This window comes from Brevibacterium sp. p3-SID960 (genome assembly GCF_025144725.1).
In the GTDB taxonomy this organism is placed as follows: domain Bacteria; phylum Actinomycetota; class Actinomycetes; order Actinomycetales; family Brevibacteriaceae; genus Brevibacterium.
Genome location: NZ_JALXKS010000033.1, coordinates 22,750 through 37,151, shown reverse-complemented (window position 1 = coordinate 37,151; position 14,402 = coordinate 22,750). Strand labels below are relative to the sequence as shown.

The window sequence follows — 14,402 nt, the reverse complement described above, 5'->3', positions numbered from 1 at the left end:
CGAGGTGGTGCCCTCATCGAGTGCGAGGACGTAGCCCATGGCTCAGCTGCGCTTCGGGAACGCCGGGGTGTCGATGCCGGCCATGTCGGCGATGCAGCGCACCACCTGGCAGGAGTAGCCGAACTCGTTGTCGTACCAGACGTAGACGACGGCGCGATCCCCGTCGACGATGGTCGCCAGTCCGTCGACGATGCCGGCCCGCTTGGAGCCGACGAAGTCCGTCGAGACGACCTCCGGGGAGGCGATGTAGTCGATCTGGTTGCGCAGCTGCGAGTGCAGCGATGTCTCCCGCAGGAACGTGTTGAGCTCATCGACCGTCGTCTCGCGCCCGAGGTTGAGGTTGAGGATTGCCATCGACACATTCGGGGTGGGAACGCGGATCGCGTTGCCCGACAGCTTGCCCTTGAGCTCCGGCAGTGCCTTGGCGACAGCCTTGGCGGCACCGGTCTCGGTGAGCACCATGTTGAGTCCGGCGGCACGGCCGCGGCGTGAGCCCTTGTGGAAGTTGTCGATGAGGTTCTGGTCGTTGGTGAACGAGTGCACTGTCTCGACGTGTCCGTTGCGCACACCGAATTCGTCGTTGAGGACCTTGAGCACCGGGGTGATCGCGTTCGTCGTGCACGAGGCAGCCGAGAGGATCGTGTCCTCAGGAGTGATGTCAGCGGAGTTGACGCCGTAGACGACGTTCTTGATCTCGCCCTTGCCCGGGGCGGTCAGCAGCACCTTCGAGACGCCCGGGCACTGGAGGTGTTTGCCCAGGCCCTCCTCATCGCGCCAGCGGCCGGTGTTGTCGACGACGATGGCGTTGTCGATGCCGTACTTCGTGTAGTCGACCGAGGACGGGTCATCAGAGTAGATGACCTGGATGAGCACTCCATTGGCGCAGATCGTGCTGTTCTCCTCATCGACGACGATGTTGCCGTCGAACTTGCCGTGCACCGAGTCGCGGCGCAGCAGGGAGGCGCGCTTGACGATGTCGTTCTCCCCGCCGCGGCGCACGACGATCGCGCGCAGGCGCATGTTCGTCCCGCCGGCGCGATCGATGAGGATCCGGGCGAGCAGCCGGCCGATGCGGCCGAAGCCGTAGAGGACGACGTCCTGCGGCGTGCTCCGCTCACCGTCGGCTGCGCCGACGACCTCGGAGAGCTGCTCGCGCAGGTATGCATCGACGTCGTCGCCGCCGGAGCTGCGGAAACCGGCGGCCAGACGGCCCAGGTCGATGCGGCACGGGCCCAGATTCAGGCCGTCGAGCGCGATGACCAGACGCAGCGTCTCATCCATGTCGAGCTCAGCGCCGTCGAAGTGACGGGCATAGCGGTGGGCCTTGATGATGCCGTTGACGGACTTGTTGAGCAGGCTGCGGCCGTAGACGGTCAGCAGCACCTCGTTGTTGCGGTAGAGACGGCCCACCAGAGGGATCATGTCCTCAGCGGCGCTCTGCTTCGAGGCCCACTCTGCCTCTTTCGCGATCGTTGGATCAGTCACCGGAAATTCCCTTTCGAATCCTGTCTGAGCTACTTCGCACAATCCTACTGGCCAGCGTCGCCGCTGCCGAACCCCGTGGCCTCGAGCGTCGTCTCGAACTCCAGCAGCTCCGCACCGGTGGCCACCGGCTTCTGCTTCTCCGCGCCTTCGGCGTGGCTGCCGGCGAAGGCACGCGAGTTCTTCCAGCCCTCGTAGGCCTCTTCGCTGGCCCACTGCGTGTAGACGAACCACACCGAACGGTCGTCGGTCGGTTTGAGCAGTGCGAACCGCTCGAAGCCCTCGAAGCTGTCGAGTCGTTCGATGGCCGGAGCGAACCGGTTGACGATCTCGTCACCGGTGTCGGCCGGGACGGTCAGGGCGTTGATCTTGACAACGGACATCGGGGTCCTTCTTCCTTCTGCGTGCGGGTGGAGGCGTGCTGCCCTCAGCCTAGACGACGCCGGTTTCACAGATACCGCCGGGCGGCTGTGATGCTCGCCTGCCGGTAGCCGCCGCCGAAGATCACCGCGTGGGCGTAGAGGCCGAAGAACTGGTAGAGCTCGATGCGTTCGCGCCAGTCACCGCCGAGTGTCTCGACCGGGTAGACGTCCGCCCAGGCGTCGATGATCGTCTCCAGGTGCGGGGCGCCGAAGAGGCTGAGCATCCCGAGGTCGACGAGCGGGTGAGCGGCCCAGGCAGCCGGGTCGATGAGGGCGGCCGTGCCCGAGGTGAAGAGCAGGTTGCCTGCCCACAGGTCGCCATGCACGCGGGCAGGCTGGGCATCGTCGTCGAAGGTGCCCGAGCCGATCCGCTCGATGAGCCGGGTGACCTCGGCCGGTGGTTCGAGGTCGTATCCGGTCAGGGACTCCAGGCGTGCTGCGTAGGCCTCACCGCAGCTGTCGGCTGGGTGCGTCGCGATCCTAAGCGGCTGGCTCAGCGGCCCGAAGTAGTAGGTGGCGACGTGCGGTGGATTGTCACCGAACCGTCCGGCCGGCGCCTGGTGGAGGGCGCCGAGCCGATGGCCGAAGTCTGCAGCGGCCTCATTGGTCGCCGCTGCTTCGGTGATGCGCTCCAGGGTCAGTGCGGTCTCCGAGACCTCGATGACTCCGGCGACTGCGACTGCACCGGGTTCGGCCAGCCATCGCAGCCCGGCGGCCTCGGTGGCGAAGAAGTCCGGGGGCACGTGGGTGCCGGTCTTGCGGAAGGTCATGGCCCTGCTTTCGTGACGTTGCGGCCGGGAACGAAACGCGAGACGGTCGCATCTCCGGGGATCGAGTACCGCCAGGGGAAGGCGCCGGGGTCACCGCCGGGCCCGGAGACCCCGACACGGGGGCCTGCGACATACTCGACCGGTTCGGCCGGCGGGGTGAACGACCAGCCGGTCGGCGCCTCGGGCACGGTGAGCGGCGCGCCGTCTGTGGCCGCGCTGGCGGCGAAGACCTGGCCGAGGCAGCCGGGACCGCGGGCGAGCTCACGGTCGGTCACGCTGCCCCCGCGACGCCGGGTGCGGCGGGCACGTGCCGCCTCGCGCCCGGTGACGACCTCGCCGGCGCGCAGCAGCACGGCGGCCGGGTCGCCGGGATCCTGGCAGACGATGTTGAGCAGCCGATGCATGCCGTAGGACAGGTAACAGTACAGATGCCCCGGCGGTCCGAACATCGTCGCATTGCGCTCGGTGCACCCGCGGAAGGCATGCGAGCCGGGGTCGTCGCTGCCGCCATAGGCCTCGACTTCTGTCAGCCGCACCGCGATCGTGGTCTCACCGTCAGCGCAGGTGAGGATCCCGCCGAGCAGCTGCGGCGCGACGATGTGGACGCTGCGGTCGAAGAAGCCCGTCAGCGGAACGTGTCGTGTTTGTCGGCCCAACGGTTGAACCCGAGGATGGTGACGGCGATGAGGCTGCCGGCGACCGCCAGCGCGCCGATCGTCTCGGCGCTGCCCTGTGCCCGGGAGAGCTGTTCGCGGCTCTGGGGCGGGGCCGCGGCGATCGTGCCGAAGATCGGCTCATCTTCGGCCGTGCCCATCCATGCGGCGACCATGAGGATGATGCGGGCGAAGACGTTCATCGAGAGCATGATCGCGATGACCGGGCCGAACAGCGCGGCCGTCGGAGACCCGGAGAACAGGTCGACGAGCAGGGTCGCGACGTTGAGCAGCAGGGTCAGCGCGATGGCGCCGAACAGCGAGCCGAGACGCTTGGTGCGCTGGGGGATCGGATGCACCGGGATCATCGTGAACATGAACATGAAGATCAGCCAGGCGGAGAACAGCGTGATGATGATCGGGGTGATCGTCAGCACCGGGGTCACCCAGCCGGGCAGATGCAGCCATTCGACGATCGTCGACTGCAGGCTCGCCCCGATGATCGTCAGGCCGATCATCAGGCCGATGCCGATGAGCAGACCGACGAGGGTGACGATGTTCGACAGCGTGCGGACGACGAAGTTCTCCTGCGGCTTGGCGTCCATGTCCTTGCGCAGCTGGGCGCGGATGGCGTCTTTGAGGTTGCCGATGAAACCCTGCGCGGTGTACAGCGCTGAGATGATGCCGACGATGCCGACGGCCTGCCAGTTGTCGATGAAGTTCTGCAGCATCTCGACAAGCTGGTCCTGGCCGGGCGCGAACTCGTGGAGCTTCTCGGTGACGACATCGACGAGTTCGGGCCGCACGATGTCGAGCACGAAGCCCAGCGCAGCGAACGCGAACATGAGCGTCGGTATGAGGGCGAGGACGAGGAAGTAGGTGATCGCGGCACCGAACTGGCTGCCCAGCCGCTGGCCGAAGCGCTGCAGCGTGGCCATGAGGTGGGCCACCGCGGGCTTATTCATGAAGCTCTGGGCGGCTGCCGCCGCTGAGCTCGAGCTCACCAAGATCCGGTTGTCGGGTTCCATATCACTGCTTCCTCGAGGGGCTGTCTGACGGCAATGCTCCTGATTGTGCGGCTCTGATGAGGAGCTATGTGAATGAGCTTAGTCCCCGCTGAGGGTCGTGGGAAACGTGTCGGCCGTAGTTTCGCCATCGTCATACATGTCGCCTGGAGAGCCGACGATGAGCGGATCAGCCGCCCGCGCCACCCGCTGGTCCTTGCCCGGGTAGTCGAATTGGTTGAGCACAAAGCGCATCGCTTCTAAACGAGCGCGCTTCTTGTCGTTGGACTTCACAACCGTCCACGGGGCGGCCGGGGTGTCGGTGTAGAAGAACATCGCGTTCTTCGCCTCGGTGTAGGCATCCCATTTGTCGAGGCTGGCGAGGTCAGTGGGGGAGAGCTTCCACTGCTTGATCGGGTCGGTCCGGCGCGCGCCGAACCGGTGCAGCTGCTCCTCGCGGCCGACGGAGAACCAGAACTTGATGACGTGCGTGCCCGACTGCACGAGCATGATCTCGAACTCGGGGCAGGAGCGGGTGAATTCCAGATACTGCGTCGGGGTGCAGTAGCCCATCACCCGTTCGACCCCAGCGCGGTTGTACCACGAGCGGTCGAACAGCACGATCTCGCCACCGGCGGGCAGATGCTGGACGTAGCGCTGGAAGAACCACTGCGTCTTCTCACGCTCGGTGGGCTTCTCCAGAGCGACGACGCGTGCGCCGCGCGGATTCAGGTGTTCGGTGAAGCGCTTGATCGCCCCGCCCTTGCCAGCGGCATCGCGGCCTTCGAAGATGATGACGATCTTCTGCTTCGTCTCACGCACCCACGTCTGCATCTTCAGCAGCTCGATCTGCAGCTGTCGCTTCTCACGCTCATAGCGTCGCCGGGAGAGTTTCTGGTCATACGGGTAGCCGTGCTTCCAGGCCTCCGAATCGCTCGAGCGGGAGTTGAGCTTCTTCGACAGCTCGCGGATCTCATCGATCTCGTTGGCGAAATCGGGAACACCCTCGGCAGTGAGCTCGAAGTCCTCCGTGCTGCGGTCGGCGGCTGCAGAGCCGGATCCCTTCGTCCCTGTGCTGCGATCATCACTCATAAGGACATTCTAAAGGGCGGCTGCATCGGTCGGACGCAGCCGCCCTTGACAGCGGGCGCATTCGCATGAGCGCCGCCGGTGCGGCAGTCAGTGACTCTGGCCGTTCGACGCCGCGTAGATGTCGTCGATGACGTCGGCGAAGTCCCGGTCGATGAGGTGGCGCTTGACCGACTGCTTGGCCGACAGGTAACCGTTCTGCTCGGTCAGCTCGGCGGGGACGATGCGGAATGCGCGGATGCTCTCAGCCTTCGAGACCTTCCGGTTGACGCGTTCGACGGCCTTCTCGATCGCGGCGTGGACGTCTGGGTGCGCTGAGGCCTCTTCGAGGTCCATCTTCGGCAGGCTGTGGTTCTCCAGCCAGGTCGGCAGCATCTCCGGATCGAGGAAGATGAGCGCTGAGATGAAGTTGCGGTTGTCGCCGATGAGCACCGGCTGGTGGATGAGCATGTGGCGGCGCAGCGCGTCCTCGATCGGAGCCGGTGCGACGTTCTTGCCCGACGAGGTGACGATGAGCTCCTTCTTCCGGCCGGTGATGCGCAGGTAGCCGTCCTCATCGAGGTCGCCGATGTCACCGGTGGCGAACCAGCCGTCCATGAAGTCCTTCTCGGTGGCCTCCGGGTTCTTCCAGTACTCGCGGAAGACGCACACGCCCTTGGCGAGGACCTCGCCGTCGGGAGCGATGGCCACCGCGCAGCCGGGCAGCGGCACGCCGACGGTGCCGATCTTCGACTTCGCCGGGACGTTGACCGTCACCGGGGCGGTGGTCTCGGTCAGGCCGTAGCCTTCGAGCACGATGAGGCCGACGCCGCGGAAGAAGTGGCCGAGATGCTCACCCAGCGGCCCGCCGCCGGAGATCGCATGCGTGACCCGGCCGCCCATCACCTCGCGCAGCTTCGAGTACACGAGCTTGTCGAACAGCGCATGCTGGGCGCGCAGCGTCAGCGGCACCCGGCCGGCGTCGAGGGCCTGGGAGTAGCGCACGGCCACCGCCTCGGCGGCGCGGAAGATCTTCTGCCTGCCGCCGGCTTCGGCTTTCGACAGGGCGGCGTTGAAGACCTTCTCGAACACGCGCGGCACGCCGAGGATGAAGGTCGGCCGGAAGCTGCCGAGTGCGTCGGTGAGCTTCTTGAGATCGCCCTCGTGGGCCAGCGTGCCGTCACCCTGGATGGTGACGACCTGGATGAAGCGGGCGAGCACATGGGCCAGCGGCAGGAACAGCAGGCAGCGGGCGCCGGGCCGGATGATCTCTCCAGCCTGATGGATGACGGCCTGGGAGGTGAGCACGAAGTTGCCGTGGGTGAGCACGCAGCCCTTCGAACGGCCGGTGGTTCCCGAGGTGTAGATGAGGGTGGCGACATCGTCCTGGGTCGCGTAGCTGCTGCGCTCCTCCAGCTCCTCATCGCTGATGTCCGCACCGTCGCGCAGCAGGCCGGCGATGCCGTCTTCGGTCCAGATCCAGATCGTCGGCTCGCGATCGGCGAGCGCCTCGACATCGGCGAAGGCCTCGCGGATGCGCTCTGCGTGGTCTTCGGACTGCACAAACCCGCGGAACACCTCGGCGTCCTCGAGCATCCAGGCAAGCTGGTCACGAGACGAGGTGTCGTAGAAGGGGACGGTGACCCCACCGGCGAACCAGATCGCGTAGTCGGCCAGGGTCCACTCGTATGCGGTCGAGCCGAAGATGCCGACCCGCTGGCCCGGCTGCACGCCCGCGGCGATGAGTCCCTTGGCCAGTGCTTCGACCTGGCGGAGGAAGGCCTGCGCGGTGACGTCGATCCACTCGCCGTTCTGCTGCCGCGACAGCGCGATGCCATGCGGGTCCCGCGCTGCCCGGTTGATGAGCGTGGCCGGAAGGTTCGGTTTCGGATCGAACTCGAATCCACTCACCGGGGTGACGGACTGCATCATGGTCTCGGCCATTGGGCACATCTCCTTAGGGCGCTTTGCTGCAGAGGCATGATCGGCGTGAGCTCTCAGCGCCGATCTCAGCCTCAAAGCTATCACGCATGTGTCCTGGAGCACTCCTCTGCGATGGGCGGCTCGAAGCCGCCGGAGAGCGGCGCTGGGCCGTGTGGCACCGGGTGCGGCACGCACGTAGAATGCTTGCATTGCGCCGCTGGCGCCGACCTGCACCCGAACTCCGAAAGGCACATCCATGAGCACCTCCGATTCGCGCTCGAACACCGTCGACTACCGCTACGATGCGGAGCTCGCCGGTCAGCTCGAGGCGAAGTGGCAGGACCGCTGGGAAGCCGAGGAGACCTTCGCCGCGCCGAACCCCGTCGGCGAGCTGGCCAGCACGCGCCGCGGCGCCACCGCCGAAGGCCGCGAGACCGCCTACATCATGGACATGTTCCCCTACCCCTCAGGCAAGGGCCTGCACGTCGGGCACCCGCTGGGCTACATCGCCACCGACGTCTACGCCCGCTTCCAGCGGATGAACGGCAAGAACGTCATGCACGCCCTCGGCTACGACGCCTTCGGCCTGCCAGCCGAGCAGTTCGCGGTGCAGACCGGAGCGCACCCGAAGGACACCACCGAGGAGAACATCGCAACGTACCGGCGACAGTTGCGCCGGCTGGGCCTCGGCCACGATGCCCGCCGTTCGTTCGCCACGATCGACGACGATTTCGTCAAGTGGACGCAGTGGGTCTTCCTGCAGATCTTCAACTCCTGGTACGACCCCGAGGCCGGAGACGGGCGCGGTGCCGCCCGCCCGATCAGCGAGCTCATCGCCCAGTTCGAGGCCGGTCGTGACACCGGAACCGGCACCCCGTGGGCGCAGCTCTCAGCTGCCGAACGCGAGGACGTGCTTCAGAACCACCGCCTGGCCTACCTGTCAGATTCCCCGGTCAACTGGTGCCCGGGCCTGGGCACCGTGCTGGCCAATGAGGAAGTCACCGCAGAGGGCCGCTCCGAACGCGGCAACTTCCCGGTCTTCACCCGCCGCCTGCGCCAGTGGAATATGCGCATCACTGCCTACGCTGACCGCCTCATCGACGATCTCGACACCGTCGAATGGCCCGAGGCGGTCAAGGCCATGCAGCGCAACTGGATCGGCCGCTCGACCGGTGCACAGATCACCTTCCCAGTCCGAGACGACATCAGCATAGACGTCTACACCACCCGCCCTGACACGATCTTCGGCGCCACCTACCTCGTGCTCAGCCCCGAGCATCCGCTCGTCGATGCCGTCACCACCGAATCCTGGGACGACTCCGTTCCCGCAGCGTGGCGCGGTGCGGGCCGCGCCCCGGCCGAGGCGATCGCCGCCTACCAGCGGCAGGCGTCGGCCATGACCTCGGTGCAGCGGCAGGAGAACAAGGACAAGACCGGCGTGTTCACCGGCACCTGGGTGGCCAACCCCGCCACCGGCGAGGACATCCCGGTCTTCGTCGCCGACTACGTCCTCATGGGCTATGGCACCGGCGCGATCATGGGCGTGCCTGCCGAGGACGTCCGCGACTGGGACTTCGCCAAGACCTTCGACCTGCCCTACATCCGCACCGTCCAGCCGGCAGACGATCACGACGAGGACCAGCCATTCACCGGCGAGGGCGTGAAGATCAACTCCGCCAACGACGAGATCGACATCAACGGCGCCGGCGTCGGCGAGGCCAAGGACGCTGTCATCTCCTGGCTGGCCGAACGCGGCCTGGCCGAGGCGACCACGCAGTACCGGCTGCGCGACTGGCTGTTCAGCCGCCAGCGCTACTGGGGTGAGCCGTTCCCGGTCGTCTACGACGAAGCCGGCACCCCGATCCCGCTGCCGGCCGAGCAGCTGCCGGTGACCCTGCCCGAGGTCCCTGACTTCTCGCCGCGCACCTTCGACAGCGATGACGTCGACTCGAAGCCCGAGCCGCCGCTGGGCCGCAACACCGACTGGGTCAATGTCACCCTCGACCTCGGGGACGGGCCGAAGACCTATCGCCGCGAGACCTCGACGATGCCCAATTGGGCCGGCTCCTCCTGGTACCAGCTGCGCTACGCCGATCCCACGAATGAAGAGCAGCTCATCGACCCGGCGAACGAGGAGTACTGGCTGGGCCCGCGAGAGAGTGCCATCTCCGGCGGTGCGGATCTCTACGTGGGCGGAGTCGAGCACGCTGTCCTGCATCTGCTGTATTCGCGCTTCTGGCACAAGGTGCTCCACGACCTCGGGCACCTGAGCTCCTATGAGCCCTTCCACAGGCTCATCAACCAGGGCTACATCCAGGCCTACGCCTACACCGACTCGCGCGGCGTCTACGTGCCCGCCGAAAAGGTCGAAGAGCGACTCGACGACTCCGGTACGGCCACGTACTGGTATGCAGGCGAAGAGGTCAACCGCGAGTACGGCAAGATCGGCAAATCGCTGAAGAACTCCGTCAGCCCCGATGACATCTACGATGCCTACGGTGCCGACACCTTCCGGTTGTACGAGATGTCGATGGGCCCGCTCGAGCTCTCCCGTGCCTGGGAGACCCGTGCCGTTGTCGGCTCGCAGCGGTTCCTGCAGCGCGTGTGGCGCCTCATCGTCGACGAGACCACCGGCGCGCTCGCCGTCGTCGACGACGCTGCGGACCGTGAGACGCTGCGCGTGCTGCACACGACGATCGCCGGTGTGCGTGACGACATGGAGCACATGCGGTTCAACACTGCTGTCGCCAAGCTCATCGTGCTGACGAACCATCTGACGAAGCAGGGCGTGAGCCCGCGGGCGGTGATCGAACCGCTGACGATCATGCTGTCCCCGCTGGCCCCGCACATCGCGGAGGAGATCTGGGAGCGCCTCGGCCACACCGAGACCATCACCTACGAGCCGTTCCCGGTCGCCGACGAGCAATACCTCGGCCAGGACACTGTGACCTGCGTCGTGCAGGTCAAGGGCAAGGTCCGCGACCGGCTCGAGGTCTCGCCAGATGTCTCAGCCGAAGAGCTGGAGAAGCTGGCACTGGAGTCCAACGGTGCCCAGCGGACGCTGGCCGGGGCCGGCGTGCGCAAGGTCATCGTGCGTGCACCGAAACTTGTCAACATCGTCCCGGACAACTGAGCGAGACGCTGACCGAGCTGGTGCCCGGCACCGGCTGGAAAGGGAACCCATGAGCGCACTGTCCGAACGGATCCGGTCGACTCTCAAAGTCAGCCCGGTGATCGACCCGGCGACCGAGATCGGGACCCGCGTGCAGTTCCTCGTCGACTACTGCCTGTCGACGGCGACGAAGGGATTCGTGCTCGGCATCTCCGGGGGCCAGGATTCGACACTGGCCGGGAGGCTCGCCCAGCTGGCCGCTGAGCAGCTGCGCTGCAGGGGAGTGGACGCGACGTTCTGCGCCGTCCGCCTGCCCTACCGGGTGCAGCATGACGAAGAGGACGCACAGGCCGCCATCGAGTTCATTCGTCCCGACGTGTCACTGACGGTCGACATCGCCGGCGCCGTCGACGCCACCGTCGAGGCCTTCAACGCGGCAACCGGTGAGGCGATGACCGACTTCAACAAGGGCAATGTCAAAGCCCGCCAGCGGATGCTCGCGCAGTACGCGATCGCCGCGCAGCGCTCCAGCCTCGTCCTCGGCACCGATCATGCCGCCGAGGCGGTCACCGGCTTCTTCACGAAATTCGGGGACGGAGCCGTTGACGTCACCCCGCTGACCGGGCTGACGAAGAGGCAGGGAGCGGCTCTGCTGCAGCACCTCGAAGCCCCGGAGCGGCTGTGGCAGAAGGTTCCGACCGCCGACCTGCTCGATGAGACCCCGGGCAGCACCGACGAGGATGCGCTCGGTGTCAGCTACGCCGACATCGACGCCTACCTCGAAGGCCGGGAAGTCTCCCCGGCGGCAGCCGAGCGGATCGAGGACCTGTTCCTGGCCAGCGAGCACAAGCGCCGAATGCCGGTCGCCCCGGCAGACGGCTGGTGGATCCGCCACTGACTCACACGGTGCGGGTCTCCAGCGCTGTGCGCTCGAAATCGCGCAGGCTGTCGAGGAACGCGTCCATGCTCTGTTCGCCTGCATCGCGGGCGGCGCTGAACTCGTGCCAGCCGCCTTCGCGGATGTCGCCGGGCTTGATCTCCAGTGCGGCGTCGGGAATGTAGGTCTCCTCGGACACCCATGAGTCGAAGCTCTTGCCGGCCCGGTAGACGTCCATGAATGCGGCGTGCATGCTCTGCTGTTCGAAGCTGGTCTTCTTGAACTCGTCGAGGAACGTGCGCAGCGGCTCCATCAGCTGCGGGTCGAATGTACTGAACCCGTTGGCCAGCCGCATATGCTGCACGAGCCCGGCATCCTTGGGAAACAGTTCCAGGACCCGCTTGGCCCGCGTCGTGTCAGCAGCTTCGTCCTCGCCCTCTTCGATTGGGCTCAGCCCGACCGAAGCGAAGGTCTTCGAAGCGTCTGCGATGTCGGCGTTGAGCCGGTCGATGCGCTGCTGGTCCTGCCACCACTTGACACCGATGAACAGCAGGCACACAGCCACCAGGAGGACAGTCACAATCCCGATCACCCATGCCGCGCTGTGCAGGGGCGGAATGAGGAACAGCACCAGGCTGATGACGAGCACGCCGGCGGCCGCGGCGGCGGCGGGCGTGTTGAGGAGGAAATCACCGAATCGCTTCACCGCTCCAGGGTACCGAATTCCTGCTTTCAGACGGGGAGCATCTATGCTGTGAACGGAAGAAGATCGGTCGGTTCAGCATACTCACGGCGACCACCCTGCCAGTTCACTGACCGGTCGCGCGACAAGCAGTGAGGAACACACCACGATGGCGAAGATCTCGGTGATCGGCTGTGGATATCTGGGAGCTGTTCACGCCGCGGCCATGGCATCGCTGGGCCACGATGTCGTCGGCATCGATGTCGACGAACGGAAGATCGACTCCCTTCGCCGGGCTGAGGCACCCTTCTTCGAGCCGGGACTGGAAGACCTGCTCGCCCGGGCGCAGACCAGCGAAAACCTCGCCTTCACCACCGACGTAGCCGAGGCAGCCGGGGCCGATGTGCACTTCATCTGCGTCGGCACCCCGCAGCGCAAGGGCGAGTTCGCAGCCGACATGACGTATGTCGACGCCGCTGTCGCGGCCCTGCTGCCGCACCTGAACGACGCCGATCTCGTCGTCGGCAAGTCCACGGTCCCGGTCGGCACCGCCGCCCGGCTCGCCGAACAGGTCACAGGCACCGGTGCAGCCCTGGCCTGGAATCCGGAATTCCTGCGAGAAGGCCATGCCGTCGAGGACACCGTCTCGCCTGACCGGCTGATCTACGGCGTACCCGAGGGCGAAGCCGGTGAACGCGCCACCGAGGTCCTCGACGGCGTCTACGCCTCGATCGTCGATTCCGGCACCCCGCGCCTGGTGATGGACTACGCGACTGCAGAGCTCGTCAAGACCGCTGCGAATTCCTTCCTGGCCACGAAGATCTCCTTCATCAACGCCATGGCCGAGCTCTGCGAGGCCGCCGGCGCCGACGTCACCCAACTCGCTGACGCGATCGGCATGGACGACCGGATTGGGCGCAAGTTCCTCAACGCCGGCCTCGGCTTCGGCGGCGGCTGCCTGCCCAAGGACATCCGCGCCTTCATGGCCCGGGCCGGAGAGCTCGGCGCTGATCAGGCTGTTGCATTCCTGCGAGAGATCGACTCCATCAATATGCGCCGCCGCGTGCGCATGGTCGACCTCGCCCGGGAAGTCGTCGACGGTTCCTTCATCGGCAAGCGCATCACGATCCTCGGCGCTGCGTTCAAGCCGAACTCCGACGACGTCCGCGACTCCCCGGCACTGGCCGTCGCCGGTCTCATCGCCCTGCAGGGTGCCATCGTGACGGTCGCCGACCCGCAGGCGGTCGACAATGCCCGGGCGATGTTCCCCGACCTCGAATACGAAACCGATCTCACGACTGCGCTCACGGGCGCCGACGCGGTGCTGCTGCTGACCGAATGGCAGGAGTACCGCAGCCTCGACCCGGTGGAGAGCGCCTCGCTGGTCAGGCAGCAGGCGATCGTCGACGGCCGCAACGTCCTCGACCCGGTCGCCTGGCGTGGAGCCGGCTGGACGTATCGGGCACTGGGCCGGCCGTGACGACTCTGGCGGTCATCTGCGACTCCACCGCGAACATCGACGCCGGCACCGTCGCGGCATACTCCGAGCGCCTCGGCGGGCTATTCAGGACCGTCGACCTCAGCGTCACGATTGGGGATGACTCTCGCACGGACAGCGAGTGGACCGCCACCGAGGTCTGCGCCGGGATGGCATCAGGCCTGTCGGTCACGACGTCTCTGGCCAGTCCCGAGCAGTTCAGCACCGCGCTCGCGGACATGGCCGAGGCCGGTGCCGAGGCAGTGCTCGTGTTGACGATGTCAGCCCAGATGTCAGGCACGCACTCCTCAGCCCGGCAGGCAGCAGATGAGGCACCTGTGCCCGTGCACGTCGTCGACACCCAGCTGACGTCGGCAGGCATGGGCGGCGCTGTGGCCCTCGCCGTCGCCGGTGCCCAACGTCAGGTCCCCGTCGAGAGCCTGGCAGGAGAGATCACCGACTGGTGCCGTGCCGAGACGCGCACGTTCTTCATGCCCGACTCACTGGAGTACCTGCGCCGCGGCGGCCGGATCGGAGCCGCATCAACGCTGGTCGGCAGAGCCCTGTCGATCACACCCGTGCTCGGTCTGCGCGACGGAACGGTGACGCCGCTGGCCCGCGTACGCACCCGGGCGCGGGCCGTCGACCGGGTCATCAGCCTCGTGACCGAATCAGCCTACGAATTCAGCGAGCTCTACCCCGAACGCGGGCAGGAAGTGGTCCTGCTCCACGCCGAGGCCACCTTCGACGAAGCCTCCGAGACCGCCCACCGTCTCGCCGCTGCTGTGCAGGAAGCCGACCTTCCAGCGGGCGCACAGTTCCGCCAGGCGGTGCTCTCAACGGTCGTGACCGCTCATGTCGGTCCGGGCAGCACCGGACTGGTTGTCCAGACCACTCCCTAGCGCAGACCACACCAGCGCCCTGGGTATTGT

General features: G+C 66.6%; 12 protein-coding genes. 4 read left to right on the top strand and 8 right to left on the bottom strand.

Features of this window, described 5'->3' with window-relative positions:
* Positions 1-42: 42 nt before the first annotated feature.
* The 7 genes from M3B11_RS10240 to M3B11_RS10210 form a co-directional block, all read right to left on the bottom strand.
* On the bottom strand, positions 43-1,485 hold the full coding sequence (locus M3B11_RS10240; protein WP_259877369.1) for a glyceraldehyde-3-phosphate dehydrogenase: 1,443 nt from the start codon (positions 1,483-1,485) through the stop codon (positions 43-45).
* 44 nt (positions 1,486-1,529) lie between these two features.
* Positions 1,530-1,865, bottom strand: a complete 336-nt coding sequence (locus M3B11_RS10235) for an antibiotic biosynthesis monooxygenase (protein WP_259877368.1) — start codon at positions 1,863-1,865, stop codon at positions 1,530-1,532.
* Between the two features lie 65 nt (positions 1,866-1,930).
* Positions 1,931-2,674 (bottom strand): fructosamine kinase family protein, encoded by a 744-nt coding sequence (locus M3B11_RS10230; protein ID WP_259877367.1) that lies wholly within the window; start codon positions 2,672-2,674, stop codon positions 1,931-1,933.
* Positions 2,671-3,330, bottom strand: coding sequence for a DNA-3-methyladenine glycosylase (locus M3B11_RS10225; RefSeq protein WP_259877366.1), 660 nt, complete (start codon positions 3,328-3,330; stop codon positions 2,671-2,673). The genes M3B11_RS10230 and M3B11_RS10225 overlap by 4 nt, the downstream gene beginning before the upstream one ends.
* The gene (locus M3B11_RS10220) at positions 3,300-4,355 is read right to left on the bottom strand and encodes a YhjD/YihY/BrkB family envelope integrity protein (protein ID WP_259877365.1); all 1,056 of its coding nucleotides are present in this window, start codon (positions 4,353-4,355) and stop codon (positions 3,300-3,302) included. Before M3B11_RS10220 ends, M3B11_RS10225 begins: the two co-directional genes overlap by 31 nt.
* Before the next feature lie 78 nt (positions 4,356-4,433).
* Complete coding sequence (ppk2, locus tag M3B11_RS10215) at positions 4,434-5,423, bottom strand: polyphosphate kinase 2 (RefSeq protein ID WP_259877364.1); 990 nt, start codon at positions 5,421-5,423, stop codon at positions 4,434-4,436.
* 87 nt (positions 5,424-5,510) lie between these two features.
* Entirely contained in the window at positions 5,511-7,343 is a 1,833-nt protein-coding gene (locus tag M3B11_RS10210) for a long-chain fatty acid--CoA ligase (RefSeq protein WP_259877363.1), read from the bottom strand.
* A gap of 235 nt (positions 7,344-7,578) precedes the next feature.
* On the opposite strand from M3B11_RS10210, the gene leuS reads away from it, so the two are divergent.
* Together leuS and nadE are read left to right on the top strand one after the other, a co-directional pair.
* Positions 7,579-10,455, top strand: a complete 2,877-nt coding sequence (leuS, locus tag M3B11_RS10205; RefSeq protein ID WP_259877362.1) for a leucine--tRNA ligase — start codon at positions 7,579-7,581, stop codon at positions 10,453-10,455.
* 49 nt (positions 10,456-10,504) lie between these two features.
* On the top strand, positions 10,505-11,332 hold the full coding sequence (nadE, locus tag M3B11_RS10200) for an ammonia-dependent NAD(+) synthetase (protein WP_259877361.1): 828 nt from the start codon (positions 10,505-10,507) through the stop codon (positions 11,330-11,332).
* Between the two features lies 1 nt (position 11,333).
* Here the strand turns inward: nadE and M3B11_RS10195 are convergent, their stop codons facing one another.
* A complete protein-coding gene (locus M3B11_RS10195; protein ID WP_259877360.1) occupies positions 11,334-12,017 on the bottom strand; it encodes a hypothetical protein in 684 nt (227 codons plus the stop codon).
* A gap of 145 nt (positions 12,018-12,162) precedes the next feature.
* Here M3B11_RS10195 and M3B11_RS10190 point away from each other — a divergent pair, with 145 nt between their 5' ends.
* The gene (locus M3B11_RS10190) at positions 12,163-13,473 is read left to right on the top strand and encodes a UDP-glucose/GDP-mannose dehydrogenase family protein (RefSeq protein WP_259877359.1); all 1,311 of its coding nucleotides are present in this window, start codon (positions 12,163-12,165) and stop codon (positions 13,471-13,473) included.
* Entirely contained in the window at positions 13,470-14,372 is a 903-nt protein-coding gene (locus M3B11_RS10185; protein ID WP_259877358.1) for a DegV family protein, read from the top strand. Before M3B11_RS10190 ends, M3B11_RS10185 begins: the two co-directional genes overlap by 4 nt.
* The last annotated feature ends 30 nt before the right edge of the window (positions 14,373-14,402 follow it).